Genomic DNA, 19,580 nt, shown 5'->3' on the forward strand with positions numbered 1-19,580 from the left:
CTAGCTCACCAGTCGGTCTGACCGGGGCAGTCGCCCGCACATCCGGGCGGTTCGACCTGAACGGTGGCGTGGTCCAGCCCGCGGGCGGCGAGTACGGCCCTGGCGTCGTCGAGGACCCGGTTCGAGTCCCCGGTGCTGGTCAGGTGGGCGGTAACCATGTCCTTGCCGGGCACCAAGGTCCACACATGCAGATCGTGGACCTCGGTGACGCCGTCGAGGGCGGCCAGCGCAGCGCGTAGTTCGTCGACGTCGATGTGTTGCGGGGACGATTCGGACAGGATCCGCAGCGCGGCGCGGGCCAGTGAGACGGCCCGGGGCAGTACCCACAGCGCGACGAACACCGCGACCACCACGTCGGCGTAGGGCCAGCTCGTCGTGACGGTCACGATGCCGGCGATCAGCACGCCGATGCTGCCGACGGTGTCGGCCACCACTTCCATGTAGGCGCCCTTGACAGCCAGGCTGTGTTCGGACTGCGAGCGCAGCAGCAGCACCACCGCGAAGTTGGCGATCAGCCCGGCGACGGCCACCACGATCATCGGTACGCCCGGGACCTCCGGCGCGTTGCCGAGGCGGCGGATGGCCTCGTAGAGGATGAAGACGGCCACCCCGATCAGCAGCACGGCGTTGGCCACCGCGGTGAAGACCTCGGCGCGGTGCCAGCCGTAGGTGCGTGACGCCGAGGCCGGACCGTGGCGGGCCAGCAGCACCGCGGTCAACCCCATGAACATGGCGACCAGGTCGGTCAGCATGTGGCCGGCGTCGGCCAGCAGGGCGATCGACCCGATCATCAGCGCGGTGGTCAGCTCGACGACGAAGAAGATGGTCAGGATCGCCGCCGCGATGAGCATCCGGCTCACCCGCGCATCCCCGCCGTGGCTGTGATCGTGTCCCGAACCCATGCCCGAAATATATGCACAAAGATGCATATGTCGCAAGGGGTGTGGGCGGCCTGTGGGCGAGCGATCTGGGCGGCGAAGGCGGCGACAAGTTGTCGCATTTACCTGCCGTTCGGAATGTAACGTCACCGGATTCCGACCCTTGGTACGATTCGGCCCGTGGTGTCGTCACCGGCCAAGCCTCGGCGCAGCCAAGAAGAGCGCAGTGCTGCAACCCGTGCCAGGCTGCTCGACGCCACCGTCGAGTGCTTGACTCGGTACGGCTATGCGGGCACCACAACACCGCGGATCGCCGCGGCGGCAGGCCTGACCCGGGGTGCGCAGATACACCACTTCGGATCCAAGCATGAACTCCTAGTGGCGGCCGTCCACCATATGACGGCAAACATGGTGGGCACGGTAGTGGCCGAGTTTCAACACGGGTTCACCACCGCTAGTGACCCGCTCGGTGTTCTCTTCGGGCTGCTATGGGAGACCCACTCTGGTCCGGGTTTTATTGCGCTGGCTGAACTTTGGATTGCGGGCCGCACCGACCCGGCATTGGCCCGCGAGGTCGCCAAGTTCGAACTGATCGCCGGCAGCGCGGTCGACACCGCATTGCTCGGCGCAGTGCCCAGCAATCTGCACGAGGCGATGGTGAAGTTCACCTTCGCCGCGATGGACACGCTGCGTGGGATTCTGATCCCGTGCTTCGTCGACGGCGACACGAGCCGGGCGCGAGGGCGCTGGGAGTCGGCGACGGAGGGGTTGCGTCGCGCGACGGATCCGGCCCTCGCCGAGTGGCTGGCCACGTCGGCGAATTTGACGTCCCGGTAAGTAGGGTCCTAAGTCACTTCCGCAGTTGCATACATGCCGTTATGTTCGGTAATGCCTACCGGGGTATGGAAGCTGAGCCGGCTGGCGACGGTGGAGGGGGGCGTCGCCGCCGGCTCGGTTTCCGTTTACATCCAGGCCGACCAGAACCGGGTGAGCTGACCCCCGATCGAGGCGAGCCCACCGGGAACCCCCGAGAGTTCGAAGAACCAGAAGACCACCGAGAAGAACCATTGGTTCAGCGTCGGGGCCAGCAGCAGGACCAGCAGGATCAGGAAGCCGTACTGCTTGGCCGGCGCGACCGCACGTTGCGTCTCCGGGCTCAGATGCGGCTCCAGCGCCGCGTACCCGTCCAGACCAGGGATCGGCAGCAGGTTCAACAGCAGCGCGGTGACCTGCAGGAACCCCAGGAACGCCATCGCCGACCAGAACACCCCATGCTCGGGGTCGTAGAACAGCCGGGTCGCTGCCAGCAGCGCAACGGCCAGCACCAGGTTGGCGGACGGACCGGCCAGGCTCACCAGGGTGCGCTGGCGCGGCGTCATGTAGCCGGTGTTGACGTAGACCGCCCCTCCGGGCAGCCCGATACCGCCCAGGGCGATGAACAGCAGCGGCAAGCCCAGCGACAGCAGTGGGCTGGAGTACTTCAGCGGGTTGAGTGTCAGATATCCGCGAACAGCCACGTCGTGGTCGCCGAACCGCCACGCGGTATAGGCATGGCCGAACTCGTGCAGGCACAGTGAAACCAACCAGCCGGCGATGACGAAGACGAACACCCCGACGTAGGCCAGTGGGCGCACCGTCTCGGCGGCTAGCCAGGCCAGCACCCCGCCGAGTACGGTGACCGCCAGGATCGCCAGGAACACCGGGCTCGGCCGCACCGACTGGCGCAGCGGACGAATACTCACCTCACGAAACTACCGGAGAAGACCTACGTGACCTGGGATCGTCCCGGTGTTCACCCGCACCCGGGTGTACTTCTCTCACGAGACCCGTAACCAGCCCGTGGTGTGCCGGTAGAACGCCGAGCGCGTCACCTCGCGGGGGGCCGGCACACCGTCGCGAACCACCCGGGCCCCGGTCGAGCCCAGCTGCACCGCCCGGCCGGTCAGCCAGCGGCGCGGACGCATCGGCCCGGTCAGCACCGCTGCCCGCAGGCCCGGCATCGAGGAGGTCGGCTCGATCCGCACGCCGGTCACCGCGCCGTCGAACAGCACGTCGTCGTCGACCACCGCCTCGCCGTGCACCACCCGCGCCGCACCCGGCGGAAGCCAGTACGCAGCGCTGACCACCACCGTCGCCGACTCGTCACGGATCAACGGGACCCGTTGTGCCACACCGGTTCGTGCGCGCCGGGCCCCGCGCCGCCCGCGCACGTGGGCGACCTCGACATCGAGGCGCTCGGTGCGCATCAGCCTGGTCAGCACCGCGGCCAGATCGGCATCGGAACCCACCACGACCACCCGGGAAACCCCCTGCACGGCGGCGTCGATATCGGCGGCGCCGGCGACGTTGTAGGACGGCAACGAGGCCAGCGAACGCGCCAGCCGGCGGTCCCCGAAACGCAACACGGCGATCTGGGTGTTGGTCAACGACACTCCTCGCGCTGCGCTCCGATAGGGTGGGTCACCGGCTGGACCACAATAAGCAGGAGAAACACCATGCCGGCAATCGTCCTCATCGGCGCCCAGTGGGGCGACGAGGGCAAAGGTAAGGCCACCGACCTACTCGGTGGGCGGGTCCAATGGGTGGTGCGCTACCAGGGCGGTAACAACGCCGGCCACACCGTGGTCTTGCCGAACGGCGAGAATTTCGCACTCCACCTGATCCCGTCGGGCATCCTCACCCCCGGTGTCACCAACGTGATCGGCAACGGCGTCGTCGTCGATCCCGGCGTGCTGCTCACCGAGCTGGCGGGCCTGGAGGAGCGCGGCATTGACACCTCGCGGCTGCTGATCTCCGCCGATGCCCACCTGCTGATGCCCTACCACGTGGCCATCGACAAGGTCACCGAGCGCTACATGGGCAGCAAGAAGATCGGCACCACCGGTCGCGGCATCGGCCCCTGCTACCAGGACAAGATCGCCCGGATGGGGATCCGCGCCGCCGACGTCCTGGACCGCGACCTGCTGGCCGCCAAGATCGGCGCCTCGCTGGAGCTGAAGAACCAGGTGCTGGTCAAGATCTACAACCGCAAGGCGCTGGACCCCGACGACGTCCTCGACGCGCTGCTGGCTCAGGCCGAAGGGTTCAAGCACCGCATCGCCGACACCCGCCTGATCCTCAACACCGCGCTGGAGGCCGGCGAGACGGTGCTGCTGGAGGGCTCCCAGGGCACGCTGCTCGACGTCGACCACGGAACCTACCCCTACGTCACGTCGTCCAATCCGACCGCCGGCGGCGCGGCCGTCGGCTCGGGGATCGGGCCGACCCGCATCACCACCGTGCTCGGCATCTTGAAGGCCTACACCACTCGGGTGGGGTCGGGTCCGTTCCCGACCGAGTTGTTCGACGAGAATGGCGCCTACCTGTCCAAGACCGGCGGCGAGGTGGGCGTCACCACCGGACGGCCCAGGCGGTGCGGCTGGTTCGACGCCGTCATCGCCCGCTACGCCACCCGGGTCAACGGCATCACCGACTACTTCCTGACCAAGCTCGACGTGCTGTCGAGCCTGGAGACCGTCCCGGTGTGCGTCGGCTACACCGTGGACGGCAAGCGCACCAGTGAGATGCCGATGACCCAGAGCGATATCGCGCGGGCCGAGCCGATCTACGAGGAACTGCCCGGCTGGTGGGAGGACATCTCCACCGCGCGCGAGTTCGACGAGCTGCCCGCCAAGGCACGCGACTACGTGCTTCGCGTGGAAGAGCTTGCCGGAGCGTATGTTTCGTGCATCGGCGTGGGTCCGGGCCGGGAGCAGACCATCGTGCGCCGCGACATCCTCGAACCTCACGGATGAGTAGCGATGAGCGCTCGAGCGAAGAGCCGATAGCTCGCGACCCGCATCAGCTCGACCCCGATTACGACCGGCACGGCGGTTTCCCGAAGCTCGAACCCGCCGACCCCGGACCGGGATTCGGCCGTTTCCTCGTCGCGATGCGTCGCGCCCAGGACCTGGCGGTGTCGGCCAACCCCGACTCTGACATCTGGGACGCGGCCGCCGACCGGGCCGAGGACCTGGTGCAGCTGCTGGCTCCCTACGAAGCGGGCGAAGGAGTTGGCCCCGCGGCCCGGGTGCCGGCCCTGCCCGGCGGTGGAAGCCTGCTGATGCCGCCCTTCCGGGTGGCGAAGATGGAACCCGATGGCGTCGAAGTGACGGTCCGGTTCAGCAGGTTTCACGTCGGCGGCAACTACGCCGTGCACGGCGGCGTACTGCCGCTGCTGTTCGACTCGGTGTTCGGCATGATCATCCATGCCACCGGGCGCCCGATCAGCCGCACCGCGTTCCTGCATGTCGACTACCGCAACGTCACCCCGATCGACACCGACCTGACGGCGCGGGGCTGGTTGCGCGAAGCCGAGGGGCGCAAGGCCTTCGTCAACGCCGAACTCATCGCGCCGGACGGCACGCTGTGCGCCGAGGCCAACGGCCTCATGGTGCGTCTGCTGCCCGGCCAGCCCTGAGTCTGTCACCATGACGACGTGTCAGAACACCGCTCGTCCACGCTGAAAAGCCTGACCACCCCGCGGGCTGCCGCGGCGGCCGGGGTGTTGTTCGCGCTGTTGTTCGGCGCCAACCTGATCCTGATCCGGTCGTCGCTGCCGGAGGGCGCTCAACCCGGTTCGCAGTGGCTGGATGCGGCCAGCGGCAAGATGAAGATCGCCGCCGTGCTGATGCCGTTCGCCGGGATCGCATTCCTGTGGTTCATCGGGGTGGTGCGCGACGGTCTGGGCCGGTTCGAGGACAAGTTCTTCGGCACGGTGTTCCTCGGCAGCGGGCTGTTGTTCCTGGGCATGATGTTCGTGACCAGTGCGATCGGGGCCGGGCTTTCGGCCAGCAACAGCGCGGTGGGGCCGGAGGCCCTCGGCAACAGCGAAGTGGCCCTCTTCGGCCAGATGGTGGTTCTGGCACTGGCCAAGACCTACGCGCTGCGGATGGCGGCGGTGTTCATGATCTCGTTGGCGACCATCTGGCTGCGCACTGCGCTGATGCCGCGCTGGCTGGTGATCGCCAGCTATCTGCTGGCGGTCGCGCTGCTGATCTCCAGTGACGTCAGCATGTGGCTGACCCTGGCCTTCCCGATCTGGGTGCTGGTCGTCAGCCTGCTTCTGCTGGCCCGGGCCGGTGTCTTCGAAGGGCTCCGTGACGAGTTCAGGGAGCGCGACTAGCTGACGGCCGGTCATGGCGCCAGGAAGGTGATCGGGTCCGCGGGGGCGAAGTCGGCGTCGATGTTGCCGATGATCGCGTCGTTGTTCTCCACCGAGACCGCCCGCACACCGGAGCCTGGCTGGAAGTCCAGCTGGTTGAAGTCGGCCCAGACGATATTGGGGCTCAGCGTTGATTCGAAGTAGTACACCCTGGTCGAGGCATCGGCCACCGATCGCCAGTAGGTCGGGGAGAGGTTGGGGTGGGCGGCGTCGGAGACGCCCCAGGGCACCGACACGTTGCGCATCACGCTGAATACGCCGGCGACGGCTTGTCGATCATCGGTGGTTTGCGGCAGCTGGCTCAGATAGTAGGACGCGCGCACGAAGCGATCTTCTGAGCGGATGGATCCCGGCAGTTCGCTGTTGGGGTCTCTGTTCTTCCACTGCGCGGCGAGTTTGAGTTGCTCGTCGTAGGTCGGGCTGTTGGTCATGACCTGATACTGGCGGCCATGGTGAACGACGACCTTGCCGTTGAGGTATTCGAAGATCGCCGAGTCGCCGCTGGCGTCGGAGACGGCCAGGTGCACGGTCGGGTGTCCCATCTTGTTGGGGCCGAAGTCGACGGGAACGATGTAGATCGACGGGTTGCTGAACGCGTCGACGACTTCGTCGACGGTGGAGAAGCTGGTCAGGACGTATTGCACCCAGCCGGCGAACGACAGCCGCGGCCGGTTATCGGTGGGTGCCGGTCCGAAGTCGGCTTCGGACAGGTACAACAGATTGGCCACCAGGCCCTTTTCGTTCATGCCGTCGAACACCCCGTTGATGGGCCCGCCCGGATTGGCCGCGCCGGCGACGACGACCGCGCCGTACTTGCTGGTCCACGTCAGCGAGTTGACGCCCCCTGACCCGTCCTGCGTGAGGCCCTCCGGAATGAGGTAGAGGTGGGCGTTGAACGAGTACGGCCAGTCCATCGATCGCCCGGTGATGACCGCGCCTTCGGGTCCCAGCCAGGTCACCCGCGTGCACGCGCCGGCACCCGGCGCGGTCGCCAGTAGGCACAGTGCTGCGCAGAAAGCGGCCAAAATCTTTGTGAGAGTGCGTTTTTGCATTTTCGTTCATTTCTACTAGCGAGCGGCCGCCGATCCGTGACAGACGGGATCCTAAGCGCTCGAGGGAGGTATTTCATGAATGGGCGCGGGAATGTTGCTGAATACCAGCGTGAGTCGCAAGCCCCCTTCCTATTCGGCGCGCGCCCAGATCGACGTCACGTCAGCCGCGAGTGCAGGCTTCGCGGCGGCTACGTCGATCTGGGGGTTGAATCGATGAAGCGCCTCGATGGCCACGCCGAGCTTCTGCCGTATTCGGTGCGTGGGGATGACGACCCCGATGGCCTGCAATCCGCCGATCGGTGCGTTGATGGCCGTGGCCAAGGTGCAGATTCCCGTGCGGTGTTCTTCGACATCGATGGCCACGTTGATCCGCCCGATGGTCTCGAGCTGATGCAGCAGTGCATCGCGATCGGTCACGGTGTTCGGGGTGAACCGGGGCAGCGTTTCCGCAATGATGCTGCGCTGGTTCTGGTCGGGCAGCCGCGATAGGAGTGCCTTGCCGAAACTTGTGGCGTGCAGCGGAAATCGCTTGCCGACGCTGGCCGTTCCGCCGAGTCGATCCGATCCGCTCACCCCGTCGATGACGACGACGCTGCTGCCGACGATGACGGCCAGTTCGGTGTTCTCACTCAACGCGCGCGACAACGTGACCAGGTGGCCACGGTTGGCGGCCACCAGACGCAGGTGGGCATCGATACCGAAGTTGAGTAGTCCGGGCCCGAGTGTGTAGGAGGTGTGGGCCGGCACCCGCATCACGTACTGCTCGCGTTCGAGGGCCTGCAGGATGCGGTGCACGCTGGAGCGGGAGAGCCCGGTCCGGGTGGCTAAGTCGGTCACGGTGAGCGATCCCCGGCCCTTGGCGATGACGTCCAGGACCACGGTGACACGCCGCAGATCTGGCATCGTTGCCTCCCTTCATCGCCGGTGGTGATCCGCGCTCGTCGCGTCCGATGTGACTCTAACAGACGAACTGGTTCGTTTGGAAGGGGAAGCTTGATCGGACGGAATGTTTCGTCTGGCTATGATCCGACTGTGCGCAACGCGACAGAATTGCGAAACGAGATCATGGCCGCGGCTCGCGCCGAGTTCGCGCAATACGGCCTGGCCGGAGCCCGTATCGATCGGATCGCCAAGGCCGCGCCCGCCAGCAAGGAACGTCTCTACGCCCACTTCGGCGACAAGGAGACCCTGTTTCGTGCGGTGGTGGCCCGTGACACCGCCGAGTTCTTCCAGGCGGTGACGCTGCGCCCCGACGCTGTTGCCGAGTTCGTCGGTGAGGTCTACGACTTGGCCCGCACCCAGCCCGAGCATGTCCGAATGAACGACTGGGCACGCCTGGAAGGGGTAGCCCTCGATGAGCCGCAGGCCGACGGTGAACCCGTCGTCGACCACGCTCTCGAGGCGATCCGCGTCGCCCAGGAACGTGGCCACGTCGACCCGGTGTGGGAGCCCTTCGACCTCCTCATGCTGTTGTTCGGTATCGGGCTGGCATGGGCACATTCCCCTGATCCCCATGCGGTGTCTGCGGATCCACAGGTGGTGGCCCACCGCCGTGCGGCTGCGGTGGAGGCGGCGACGCGCGTCATCGCGGTGCGAACGTGAATCGCCTGTCCCGATTCCCGGGACGGTAATGCTGCCGCTGCACTGCTGCCGGCTGGGGCGTTTTCCGAGGCGTTGCCAGCCGCGATTCGCGGCCGCGAGCGGGTCTCAATCGCCCGGTTCGGCACCGGAGAATCTGCCGGGCAAGCCGGCCGTGCCAGCCGCGCAGAGGTGTTAACCCGCGGCACCGACTTGCTGGCGGCCGGCCCGCCGTCCTGCTCTCCTGTTCCTGAACGCGCAGTTCATCGCCCATATCCGGACGCCGAAGGTGGCCGTCGGCGCCTCCGGCGTCGGGAAGCGCGAGCCGACCGAAGCTACCGCCACCAACCCGCGGTGACCGCGCTCGGTGGCCGAACCGCCGTCGGCGCCGCGCCGCCGTCGCGATCCCCCGGACAGGCACCGGCGGCAAATTCGGTGCCGACGCGGCACCACCCCAAGCGGGCGCCGGCACCCGAATCGGGCCCACTCGTCGGGCCGTTTTCAGATAGCTTGCTGCCGTTAGGGATTACAGCCAGGCGAGGGCAGCCGGATAGCTCACCAGCGGTGTGGTCGGCACGCCGATCCGCGCCCTGTTGGGAACGGACGGCAACCTCGAACCCGAGGAGGGGATTGCAGTGGGAAGCCACTCGTATTCGTCCAGAGCGGCCGTGCAGCATGGCACACGGACGACGAGGGGACGTCACCGCAAGCAATCTCAGCGCCGCATCGAGCCCTACTCGTGGCTGGGCGCTGGTGCGGTCGCGCTGGGCGTCGGCGCCGCGCTGGCGAGCGGGTCCGGCGTCGCCCATGCTGACGACGGGGCCTCCGGTGGCGGTACGTCCTCGCCGAAGGCGCAATCACCGACGAAAAACGTGACGCCGGATAAGGTTGCGGGCGGCCACGCGGCGAAGCTGTCGGGTTCGTCGGCGCGTGGGTCGTCGGCGGGGCCGACCAAGGCTGCGACCGCGAAGCCTGCCACAGGGACGACCGCTTCCTCGTCCTCCCCACCTGCTGGCACAGCAGGCTCGGCCAAAGCGGTGCCGACCGCCCAGGCAGCCAGCAGCACGCAAGCCACCGTTGGGTCCACCAACGCGGCCGCGACGACGACGTCCTACGAAGCTTCCGCCGTCTACACCGGAGGTCAGGTGGTGACCGTCAATGGGGTTGCCTACAAGGCCAATTGGTGGACCAGTGGCGCGGATCCGGTGACCAGCAATGGTGCCGTCGGCTCCGGTCAACCGTGGACGGTCGTCTCGTCGGGATCGGGCTCGGGCACGACGGATTCGGGCACAACGGGTTCGGGCACAACGGGTTCGGGCACAACGGGTTCGGGCACAACGGGTTCGGGCACAGGGGGCTCGGGCACAGGGGGCTCGGGCGATGTCGGCGAGTACACGGCCGGTTCGGTCTACACCGCCGGTGCGTTGGTGACCGTCAATGGGGTGACCTATAAGGCGAACTGGTGGACCAGCGGCGCGGATCCGGTGATCAGCAATGGTGCCGTCGGCTCCGGTCAACCGTGGACGGTCGTCTCGACGGGATCGGGCTCGACGGGGTCCGGTTCGACGGGATCCGGTACCGAGAACTCCGGCGATATCAGCACCTACACGCCCGGGTCGGCCTACACCGCGGGCGCGCTGGTGACCGCGAATGGCGTTACCTATAAGGCCAACTGGTGGACCAGCGGCGCGGATCCGGCGAGCAACAACGGTGCCGTCGGCTCGGGCCAGCCATGGACTCTCGTCGGGCCGACCGCCACCGCGGCGCCCTCGGCCCCCATCAACCTTGCGGTCTCGAGCGTCAGCTCAAGCACGGTGTCCTTGTCGTGGAGTAACGGCGGTGGATACGCCGCGAGTTACGACGTCTTCCAGGACGGAATCAAGACATCGACGGTGACGGGCACGTCGGCGTTCGTCAGCGGACTCGCATCGTCGACCTCGTATACGTTCACTGTCGAGGCGGTCAACTCCTATGGGGCATCGCCCCAGTCGTCGCCACTTTCGGTGACGACCGCGGCCCAGGGTTCGACCGCCGGCTATTACTTCTCGCCGTACGTCGACATGTCACTCACCGCCGGCCAGAACGTCGTATCCATGGCCCAACAGGCCGGCCTGGACCACGTCACCCTCGCCTTCCTGCAAAGCAGCGGTTCGGGAAGCATCGGATGGGGCGGCAGCGGATCGATCACCAATGACCAGCTGTCCAATGGGACGTCGATCAAAACCGTTGTGCAGCAACTACAGAGCAATAACGTCGACGTGACCATCTCCTTTGGTGGCGCGGTCGGGGTGGATCCGGCCGTCGCGGCGACCTCGGCAGGTCAACTGCAAACCCAACTGCAGTCGGTCATCGACCGGTACGGCGTCAATTCCCTGGATTTCGATGTCGAGGGATCAGCGACGGCTAACGCGACGGCCAACCAGATCCGCGGACAAGCCCTCGCCGCGCTTCAGGCTGCCAATCCAGGGTTGAAGATCAGCTTCACCCTGCCCGTGCTGCCGACCGGGCTGACATCGGATGGCCTGAACGTCCTTGCGGCGGCGAAAGCAGCCGGCGCCACCATCGACATCGTCAACATCATGGCCATGGACTACGGCTCGGCCGTCGACAACGGCGGCGATATGGGGCTCAGCGCCATTCTGGCGGTCCAGAGCACCGAGGCCCAACTCGACAAGATCGGACTGACCACGACCAAGATCGGCGTGACCCCGATGATCGGCCAGAACGACGTCTCCACTGAGGTATTCACCCTTGCCGACGCGCAGGAACTGGTGGCATACGCGGCCACGGACCCGCGCGTCGCGGAGCTCTCGATGTGGTCGCTGGCCCGCGACAACGGCTCCGGTGCCGGTGCGCACTGGGCCTCGCCGACCAGCAGTGGCCTCACCCAGACTGACTATGCCTTCGCGACCACCCTCGGACGCCACGGCCAGGCCGCCTCGACCATCCCCACCGGCACCCAGCTGTAGCTGGGCCGCGACGATGACCACCCCGCATGACAACCCTGTCAGGCACGTTCACGAGAGGACGACAATGTTGCCCATCGATCCACCTGGAAAGCACCATCGATCACCCGCGGGACGTGGGCCGGTCAGACTCGTCGCCGCCGCGGCGATGATGACACTGGCCGGTTTGATCGGCGCATGCGGGCACAGTGAACCCGCGTCGCCGGCCACCACGTCGAAGCCCAGTGTCAGCGAAACAGAGAAGGGCACCAGCGTCGACCGCGGTGCCAACAAGTTCACCCCGGCGGCGACCCCGCCCACGACGACGCCGCCGCTTAACTCCGGCAACAGCGGCTACAACGGTCCGAACGAAGGCAACAACGGGGGACCCAGGAACAACAACGGCGGTCCCGGCGGCGGTCCCGGTGGCGGGCCCGGCGGTGGCGGCGGACCCGGCGGTGGTGGCGGGCACTGACGCCCACCCGGATCGGGATGGCACCCGGTCCGCTGATCCCGTGCGCTGTCAACCAGACGTGCTGCTGTCCGCGGGTCGTGGCTGAGCCGACTCGATCTCCTCGCTGGCAAACGCCGGCCACCAAATGCGCGGGCCGATCAGGGTGAACAGCGCCGGGATGACCACCGTACGCACCACGAAGGTGTCCAGCAGGATGCCCAGGCCCACGATGATGCCCAGCTGCGTCAGCACGATCAGCGGGAGCACGCCCAGCACGGTGAACACCGCGGCCAGCACGATTCCGGCGCTGGTGATGACGGCGCCGGTGGCCGACACCGCCCGCACGATCCCGCCCCGAGTGCCGTACTGCGGGGTTTCCTCACGCGCACGGGTGACCAGGAAGATCGTGTAGTCCACCCCGAGAGCGACCAGGAACAGGAAGGCGAACAGCGGTGTCGTGTTGTCCAGCGCCGGGAAACCGAGCAGGTGCACGCTGACCCAGCCGCCCAGGCCGAGGGCGGCCATCGTGGACAGCACGGTCGCCGCCACCAGCACCAGCGGTGCGAGCGCGGCGCGGAGCAGGATGTAGAGCACCGCCAGCACCACGACCAGGATGGCGGGAATCACCACCCATCGGTCGTGGATCGCCGCATTCTTGGCATCCAGCGCCTGCGCGTCGGAGCCGCCCACCAAAGCGGTGGGGTCGGCCTTCTTCACCGAGTCACGAAGGGCGGCAACAGTATCGAACGCCGACTGCGAGGCGGGAGCGGCGTTGAGCACCACCTGCCACTGGCTCAGGCCGGTGTCTGTCTGGCCGGCGGGAGTCACCGAGACGACGCCGGATGTGGTCTGCATCGCCTGAGTCAGCGCTTCGGCCTTGTCGGTGCTGCCGATGACGCGGGTGGGATCGGTCAGTCCGCCGGGGAAGTGCGCTGACAACGTCTGGTACCCGGTCACGGAGTCGGCGCTCACCCGGAACTGGTCGATCTGATTGAGCCCCACCGGGGTTGCGATCAGCCCGGTGGTGAGCACGGCCAGCACCGCGATCGATGCGGCCGCGACGCGGCCGGCGTGCCGGGACACCCAGTCGGCGACCCGGTGCCAGGCACCGGTGGTGGTGATCTCCTCGGTGCCCGGCCGGGGGATGAAGGGCCAGAACAGCTTCGGCCGAACAATGCCAGCAGCGGGGGTAGCACCAGCAGCACGAACACCGCGGCGACCACCAGGCCGGAGGCGGCCTGCACGCCCAGGCTGCGGGTGCTCGGCGAGGAGGCGAACAGCAGGGTCAGCAGCGCCAGAACGACGGTGGCGTTGCTGGCGACGATCGCAGGCCCGGCGTGCCGCACCGCGGTGTGCAGCGCCCGGCGGTGGCCGCCCACCGAACGTCGCAACTCCTCGCGGTAGCGCGAGATCAGCAGCAGCGCATAGTTGGTGCCCGCGCCGAATACCAGCACGCTGGTGATACCCGACGTCGAGCCGTCGGCGGTCATCCCGCTGGCCTCGGCGACGGCCGAGCCCAGCACCGCGGCAACCCGGTCGGCGAACGCGATGACCAGCAGCGGGACCAACCACAGCACCGGTGAGCGGTAGGTGATGATCAGCAACAGCGCAACGACGGCGCCGGTCACCGCCAGCAGGGTGACGTTGGCGCCAGAGAACGCGTTGGCGATGTCGGCACCGAACGCGGGCCCACCGGTGACATTGACCACCAGGTCGGCGGGCAGCCCGGCCTTGGCGGCGTCCCGCAGCGCCTTGACCGTGTCGTTGAGGGCAAACCCGGACAGGGTGGAGCTCACCGGAACCGGGGTCAGCGCGGCCTTTCCGTCGGTCGAGGCGGTGACCGGTATTGGCGGCCCGGCGCCGCCCGTGACGGCGAGCATGCGCCCGCGGGCGCCCTCGGCGGCGGCCAGATCGGCCGACGACAGCGGCGCGCCGTCCTGCCGGGTGACCACGAGGAGCACCGGAGCCTGGTCCCCGCCGGGAAACTGCTTGAGCAAGGCGGCGGCCTCGGCCGATTCGGCACTGGGCGGCAGCGCCACCGGGGACTGGTCGGCCGAGGCGTTCTGCCCGACGACGCCCATCAGGGCGCCGCCGGCCATCAGGACGATCAGGGCCAGTACCCAGGAGAACCGCCCGCTGACGAGTTCGCCGAAGCGATCCCATGCCGGTCGAGTGAGCGCTGGTCCACGGTGCATGGGGACCAGAATAGCTTCAGTATCTGAACATTTCATCTACTTAACAGATACTCTGGTGTGGTGGAGAAACCGGGCCGGGCTGCACTCGAGTCCGCCGTGGTCGCCGACGTCCAGGCGCTCTCGGCCGAATCCGACCAGATCGGCCGGGTGTTCGCCGGCGCCCACCAGTTGTCTGCCACCGATTTCCGGGCGTTGGTCCACATCATGGTCGCCGAGAACTCCGGCACCCCGCTGACCGCGGGGGAGCTGCGTGCCCGAATGGGTCTGTCCGGCGGGGCGATCACGTATCTGGTCGAGCGGATGATCGAGTCCGGCCACCTGCGACGGGAGTCGGATCCGGCCGACCGCCGCAAGGTGATCCTGCGCTACGCCGACCACGGGATCGAGGTAGGCCGGGCGTTCTTCACTCCGCTGGCCAGCCACACCCACCGCGCGCTGGCCGAGCTGCCCGACTCCGACCTGGCCGCGGCGCATCGGGTGTTCGCCGCGGTATTGGCCGCGATGGCCGGCTTCCGGGCGGAGTTGGGCACCTGACCGGGCCGACGGCGCCACCCGGCGGTTAACCCTTCGTTCGACCCTTCGTTTTGCCGACTTTGCAGCAAACGTCGCTAAGAGCAGGTAAATATATCTCCGCAAACAAGTCAGGGGATCGGCATGCCCGTCTCCTGTTCCACGCAAACTGGATATGGGGATTGATGTATGAGGCGAGCAAAGCAACTCTGCGTCGGCGTCGCAGCAGCAGGTATCTTCGGTCTCGGTTCGTCGGTGGCCGCCGCGGTCGCCCAGGCCGAACCGGCCAACTCCGATACCAGCCCGTCGGCCAGCGTCGCCAAGGCCAGCTCGCCCAGCACGGGGCCGCGAGCCCGGACTCGTCAGGACGCTGAAACCCGGCGAAGCGCGGGCGCTGTGGGCCAACCCGCCAGGTCGTCGGCCGCGTTATCGGCCGCCCGTCGGCCCGCTGCTGCGGCGCGAACCGTGAAAAGTCCGGCGGCGGAGGCTATTTCGCTGGCCGTGTCGACGGTGGGTGTCACGCCGGTGGTTTCGACCAATGCGGCCGCGGCCACTGCATCTGCGGCCGTCGGTCGCAGCCGCCGCGGTGTGGTCATGACGGCAACCGCGGTCACCGCGGCAGCAGGCGGGAGCTCGGCCGGTGCACCGGCAAACGGCGTGGCCCAGCACGTGCTGTTGATCGGAATCGATGGCACCAATCTTGGTGCCATCCTTGCCGATCCCTACAACAAGAACCTCTTCGGATTGATGGATGGCGGCACTACCGGCGCGGCAACGATGCTGGGACACACCACCGTCTCCGACCCGTCGTGGTCGGGGATCCTGACCGGGATGTGGAGCGAAGTGCTCGGCTTGACCAACAACGTCTTCACCCCGTGGACGTACGACAAGTGGCCGACGATTTTCAACCAGCTCGAGACCTACCTCCCGGCCGTCAACACCACCGCCATCGCCGACTGGCAGAACATCGCCCAGATCGCCGGTGCCGGTTCGGCTCCGGCTGACACCATCCTGTACTACCCGCAGATCAACAACAGCTGGCTGGACACCGACGACGAGGTGGGCACCGCATCGGTCAACGCGATCACCAACACCGCCGCCGGAACCCCCAGCTTCCAGTTCAGCTATTTCGTCGGGGTGGACGACACGGGGCATGAGTTCAATGCCGGGTCGCCGGAGTACGCGAATGCCCTACGCAATGTTGACGACAACGTCGGTGCCATGCTGGATGCCGTCAGGGACTGGGAAGCCGCCAACCCGGGCGAACAGTGGACGGTACTGGTGGTCACCGATCACGGCCAGGTGCCATGGAACACCATCGGTGTCTACGGCTCGGAAATGCGTGCGCATGGCTTCCAGACACCTTATGAGACAACGGCGTTCGTCATCGCCAACGGGCCTGGCTTCACTGCGGGGGCGGTCAACAACACCTTCCTCAACATCGATATCGCCCCCACGGTCGCCGAACTCTTCGGCCTGACCCCGGAGCCCTACACCCAGGGAAAGCCCCTGATGGACCGCTCCGGCAACGATTACCAGCCCGTCGATTCCAGCCCGGAAGCACTGCGGCAGGCGCTGCAAGACGCCATCGCGATGTACGGCTACCCCGACATCGCGACCAACGTTGCCCTGACGATCCGAACGGTCGCGTCGATCATCCCGTATTTCGTATACAGCGCGTTCGACGGCGCCACCGCCGACATGCCGGAGTACCTGAAGCTGCCCGTCCAATTCCTCGGCGCCGTCATCTATCAGGCACTGAACATCCCCGCCCAGATCATCGTGCGGCTGACCGGGGTGACCGGCAACCAGATCATCCCGCCGGACCTGTGGCCCTACACGACGATTCCGGGCACGCAGACCACGCCGCCCACGGTGCAGAATCCGGTGGCCATCGCCGTCTGAGCGGGGTGCACGGCGGTGCGGGTGTCGCACCCCCTGGTTAAGGTGGCGCCGTGCTCGACACCGTCGCCGTGGAGAACTACCGCTCGCTGCGCCGGCTGGTCGTGCCGTTGCACCGGTGCAACATCGTCACCGGGCCCAACGGGAGCGGGAAGTCCAGCTTGTACCGGGCGTTGCGGCTGCTGGCCGACTCCGCCCGCAATGGAGCGGTCAACGCACTGGCCCGCGAGGGCGGGCTGAGCTCGACGATGTGGGCCGGGTCGGGAACGAAGGGTCCGGCCAGTCTGAAGCTGGGGTTCTCCGGGGCGGACTTCGGCTACGCCGTCGACTTCGGTGTTCCCGTCCCGGGGAAGACGGCCTTCAACCTGGACCCCGAGATCAAGTCCGAGGCGGTGTGGGCCGGGCCGGTGTTGCGGCCCTCGGCGCTGCTCGCCGAGCGGCTGGGGCCTGCGGTGCGGATCCGCGACGTCGACGACGGCTGGCGCATCACCCCGGCCGCACTGCGCCCGTTCGACAGCATGCTCAGCGAGATCGCCGACCCGCAGGCCGCCCCCGAGCTGCTGGCGCTGCGGGATCGGGTGCGGTCCTGGCGGTTCTACGACCACGTCCGCACCGATGCCGACGCTCCCGCGCGACGGTCCCAGATCGGCACCCGGACACCGGTGATGAGCCACGACGGCGCCGACCTGGCGGCGGCCTTGCAGACCGTCGCCGAGATCGGCGACGCCGACGCGCTGGTCGAAGCGGTCGACGACGCCTTCCCCGGCAGCCGGGTGGAGATCAGCGCTACCGCCGGCCGATTCGAGGTGACGCTGCGCCAGCCGGGGATGCTGCGGGCGCTGACCGCCGCCGAACTGTCCGACGGGACCCTGCGATACCTGCTATGGGTGGCCGCGCTGCTGACCCCGCGACCGGCCGAGCTGACCGTGCTCAACGAGCCCGAGGCCAGCCTGCATCCCGATCTGCTGCCCGCGCTGGCCGCCCTGATCGCCCGGTCCGCCGAGGGGTCACAGATCGTCGTCGTCACCCACGCCGCGCCGCTGGTCGACGCGCTGCGCCGCCGGCGCGACGTCAACACCATCGAGTTGACCAAGGCGGCCGGAGCCGCCGGGCCGGCGACAGCCGATCTGGGTCAGACCCAGATCGTGGGCCAGGGCTTGCTCGACGAGCCGCCCTGGCACTGGCCTGCACGGGGCTGAGCCCACCTATCCTTGGGCATCATGCGGGTGATGCTGGTGGGTTCCGGTGAGCTGAGCCGCGAACTGGTGCTGGCCTTCCAGCGGCTGGGGGCCGAGGTGATCGCCGTCGACCGCTACGCCGACGCCCCCGCCCACGACGTCGCCGACGAGGCGCTCGTGGTGAAGATGACCGATCCCGAGGAGCTGGCCGCCGCCATCGCCCGGGTGGAACCGGCCTACGTCGTGGTGGACACCAACGCGGTGGCCATCGACGCGCTGCGCGCCGCTGCCGAGAGCGGGTCCACGCAGGTGGTGCCCGCCGTCTACGCCACCCAGCTGAGCCTGGACCGCGAAGGGATGCGGCGGCTGGCCGCCGACGAGCTGGGCCTGCCGACCGCGCCGTTCTGGTTCGCCGGTTCGGTGGAGGAGCTGACCGCGGTCGCCGAGCACGCCGGCTTCCCGCTGGTGGTCAAGCCGGTGATCGGCGTTCCCGGCCAGGGACAGTCGGTGCTGCTGCGGCCCGACGATGTCGAGCCCGCATGGCAGCGCGCCGTCGCGGCCGGTGGCCGGGTGCCGCACAACCGGGTTCTGGCCGAGACGGTCGTCGAGATCGACTACGCGGTGACGCTGCTGACCGTGCGCACCGACGGGCCCGGCGGTCCGGCCCTGCACTTCTGCGAACCCATCGGGCACCGCCAGATCGACGGCGGTGCGCTGGAGGTGTGGCAGCCGCAGCAGATGACCCTGGCAGCCCTGGGCGCGGCGAAGTCGGTGGCCGCCCGGATCGTGCGGGCGCTGGGGGGCCGCGGGGTGTTCGGCGTCGAGCTGCTGGTTCGCGGTGACGAGGTGTACTTCTCCGATGTCAGCGTGCGCCCCTACGACACCGGGCTGGTGACGCTGAGCACCCAGCGGTTGTCGGAGTTCGAGCTGCACGCCCGCGCCGTCCTGGGCCTGCCGGTTGACACCATCATGATCTCGCCCGGGGCGGCAGAGGTCACCTACGGCGGCACCGAGGAGCCCACCGCCAGGCCCGACGCCGCCCCCGATGTGCTGGCCGATGCCCTGGCCGTACCGGAGACCGACGTGCGGCTGTTCGGTCGCCACGAGGGGGCCTCACGGCTGCGGTTGGCGGTGGCGCTGGCCACCGCGCCGGACGTGACGACCGCCCGCGACCGGGTGCGCCAGGTGTCGGCCGCCCTGCGCAGACTGTGGCAACCGTGACCGAGCCGGAGCGCGACGGGGCCAGCCCGCTGCCCATTCTGATCGCGCTGAGTGTGGTCGTGATCGTGCTGGTCGGCTTGGGGATCTCCTGGCTGGTCCGGGGCGACGGGATGAGCGATGACCTGCAGGTCAGTCGCGCCGCCATCGGCCAGAACGACGCCCTGCAGCGCGAGAACTACGCCGACTTCCGCAAGTACACCTGCGTCGCGCAGCAGGGCGGTGAGGCCGATGTCCTTGCCCGCCAACAGAAGTCGAAGACCGCCCATGGTGCGCGCTTTGTCGACGACGTCACCGGGGTGCGCATCGACGGCGACCGGGCCACCGCCACCGTCGTCTACCACTTCGAGCGCAAACCGGACGACAAGCTCACGACGCCGACCACCTTCGTCCGCGAGGGCGGGCAATGGACGGTCTGTTCACCCGGCCCGGCATAGGGACTACTCGGTTCGGCACAGGCCCGTATG

General features: G+C 68.0%; 18 protein-coding genes and 1 pseudogene. 12 read left to right on the forward strand and 7 right to left on the reverse strand.

Going from position 1 to position 19,580, the window contains the following annotated elements:
- Positions 1 to 5: 5 nt before the first annotated feature.
- Entirely contained in the window at positions 6 to 902 is an 897-nt protein-coding gene (locus ADBZ9K_RS26140; protein WP_526625175.1) for a cation diffusion facilitator family transporter, read from the reverse strand.
- Between the two features lie 156 nt (positions 903 to 1,058).
- Between ADBZ9K_RS26140 and ADBZ9K_RS26145 the strand changes: the two genes are divergently transcribed.
- Positions 1,059 to 1,715, forward strand: coding sequence for a TetR/AcrR family transcriptional regulator (locus ADBZ9K_RS26145; RefSeq protein WP_526625177.1), 657 nt, complete (start codon positions 1,059 to 1,061; stop codon positions 1,713 to 1,715).
- Between the two features lie 125 nt (positions 1,716 to 1,840).
- On the opposite strand, the gene ADBZ9K_RS26150 is transcribed toward ADBZ9K_RS26145, so the two are convergent.
- On the reverse strand, positions 1,841 to 2,620 hold the full coding sequence (locus ADBZ9K_RS26150; RefSeq protein ID WP_526625179.1) for a site-2 protease family protein: 780 nt from the start codon (positions 2,618 to 2,620) through the stop codon (positions 1,841 to 1,843).
- Between the two features lie 75 nt (positions 2,621 to 2,695).
- Positions 2,696 to 3,304, reverse strand: a complete 609-nt coding sequence (locus ADBZ9K_RS26155; RefSeq protein WP_526625181.1) for a peptidase M50 — start codon at positions 3,302 to 3,304, stop codon at positions 2,696 to 2,698.
- A gap of 69 nt (positions 3,305 to 3,373) precedes the next feature.
- Here ADBZ9K_RS26155 and ADBZ9K_RS26160 point away from each other — a divergent pair, with 69 nt between their 5' ends.
- The 3 genes from ADBZ9K_RS26160 to ADBZ9K_RS26170 are packed head-to-tail and all read left to right on the forward strand — an operon-like array spanning position 3,374 to position 6,042.
- Positions 3,374 to 4,672 (forward strand): adenylosuccinate synthase, encoded by a 1,299-nt coding sequence (locus tag ADBZ9K_RS26160; protein ID WP_526625183.1) that lies wholly within the window; start codon positions 3,374 to 3,376, stop codon positions 4,670 to 4,672.
- A complete protein-coding gene (locus ADBZ9K_RS26165; RefSeq protein WP_526625184.1) occupies positions 4,669 to 5,337 on the forward strand; it encodes a PaaI family thioesterase in 669 nt (222 codons plus the stop codon). Before ADBZ9K_RS26160 ends, ADBZ9K_RS26165 begins: the two co-directional genes overlap by 4 nt.
- Positions 5,338 to 5,388: 51 nt before the next feature.
- On the forward strand, positions 5,389 to 6,042 hold the full coding sequence (locus ADBZ9K_RS26170) for a hypothetical protein (RefSeq protein ID WP_526625644.1): 654 nt from the start codon (positions 5,389 to 5,391) through the stop codon (positions 6,040 to 6,042).
- A gap of 11 nt (positions 6,043 to 6,053) precedes the next feature.
- Here the strand turns inward: ADBZ9K_RS26170 and bsh are convergent, their stop codons facing one another.
- Entirely contained in the window at positions 6,054 to 7,040 is a 987-nt protein-coding gene (gene bsh, locus ADBZ9K_RS26175; RefSeq protein ID WP_526625185.1) for a bile salt hydrolase, read from the reverse strand.
- 222 nt (positions 7,041 to 7,262) lie between these two features.
- Positions 7,263 to 8,036, reverse strand: coding sequence for an IclR family transcriptional regulator (locus ADBZ9K_RS26180; protein WP_526625186.1), 774 nt, complete (start codon positions 8,034 to 8,036; stop codon positions 7,263 to 7,265).
- Between the two features lie 129 nt (positions 8,037 to 8,165).
- Here ADBZ9K_RS26180 and ADBZ9K_RS26185 point away from each other — a divergent pair, with 129 nt between their 5' ends.
- Entirely contained in the window at positions 8,166 to 8,735 is a 570-nt protein-coding gene (locus tag ADBZ9K_RS26185) for a TetR/AcrR family transcriptional regulator (protein WP_526625188.1), read from the forward strand.
- Between the two features lie 709 nt (positions 8,736 to 9,444).
- Here ADBZ9K_RS26185 and ADBZ9K_RS26190 read toward each other — a convergent pair.
- Positions 9,445 to 9,690, reverse strand: coding sequence for a hypothetical protein (locus ADBZ9K_RS26190; protein WP_526625189.1), 246 nt, complete (start codon positions 9,688 to 9,690; stop codon positions 9,445 to 9,447).
- A 58-nt stretch (positions 9,691 to 9,748) separates the two neighbouring features.
- On the opposite strand from ADBZ9K_RS26190, the gene ADBZ9K_RS26195 reads away from it, so the two are divergent.
- The gene (locus tag ADBZ9K_RS26195) at positions 9,749 to 11,680 is read left to right on the forward strand and encodes a carbohydrate-binding protein (RefSeq protein WP_526625190.1); all 1,932 of its coding nucleotides are present in this window, start codon (positions 9,749 to 9,751) and stop codon (positions 11,678 to 11,680) included.
- A gap of 64 nt (positions 11,681 to 11,744) precedes the next feature.
- Positions 11,745 to 12,131: a hypothetical protein gene (locus ADBZ9K_RS26200; RefSeq protein ID WP_526625192.1), complete on the forward strand. Its 387-nt coding sequence runs from the start codon at positions 11,745 to 11,747 to the stop codon at positions 12,129 to 12,131.
- A gap of 48 nt (positions 12,132 to 12,179) precedes the next feature.
- Here the strand turns inward: ADBZ9K_RS26200 and ADBZ9K_RS26205 are convergent.
- Positions 12,180 to 14,305 (reverse strand): annotated as a pseudogene (locus ADBZ9K_RS26205) (MMPL family transporter).
- 60 nt (positions 14,306 to 14,365) lie between these two features.
- Between ADBZ9K_RS26205 and ADBZ9K_RS26210 the strand changes: the two are divergent.
- From ADBZ9K_RS26210 to ADBZ9K_RS26230, 5 genes are all read left to right on the forward strand, one after another.
- Positions 14,366 to 14,839, forward strand: coding sequence for a MarR family winged helix-turn-helix transcriptional regulator (locus ADBZ9K_RS26210; RefSeq protein ID WP_526625193.1), 474 nt, complete (start codon positions 14,366 to 14,368; stop codon positions 14,837 to 14,839).
- Positions 14,840 to 15,004: 165 nt separating this feature from the next.
- Positions 15,005 to 16,720 (forward strand): alkaline phosphatase family protein, encoded by a 1,716-nt coding sequence (locus ADBZ9K_RS26215; protein WP_526625194.1) that lies wholly within the window; start codon positions 15,005 to 15,007, stop codon positions 16,718 to 16,720.
- A gap of 50 nt (positions 16,721 to 16,770) precedes the next feature.
- A complete protein-coding gene (locus ADBZ9K_RS26220) occupies positions 16,771 to 17,916 on the forward strand; it encodes an AAA family ATPase (RefSeq protein ID WP_526625195.1) in 1,146 nt (381 codons plus the stop codon).
- 21 nt (positions 17,917 to 17,937) lie between these two features.
- The gene (gene purT, locus ADBZ9K_RS26225) at positions 17,938 to 19,116 is read left to right on the forward strand and encodes a formate-dependent phosphoribosylglycinamide formyltransferase (protein WP_526625197.1); all 1,179 of its coding nucleotides are present in this window, start codon (positions 17,938 to 17,940) and stop codon (positions 19,114 to 19,116) included.
- Entirely contained in the window at positions 19,113 to 19,550 is a 438-nt protein-coding gene (locus tag ADBZ9K_RS26230) for an Rv0361 family membrane protein (RefSeq protein ID WP_526625198.1), read from the forward strand. The genes purT and ADBZ9K_RS26230 overlap by 4 nt, the downstream gene beginning before the upstream one ends.
- Positions 19,551 to 19,580 lie beyond the last annotated feature (30 nt).

The sequence above is a fragment of the Mycobacterium sp. genome, from assembly GCF_965229265.1.
In the GTDB taxonomy this organism is placed as follows: domain Bacteria; phylum Actinomycetota; class Actinomycetes; order Mycobacteriales; family Mycobacteriaceae; genus Mycobacterium.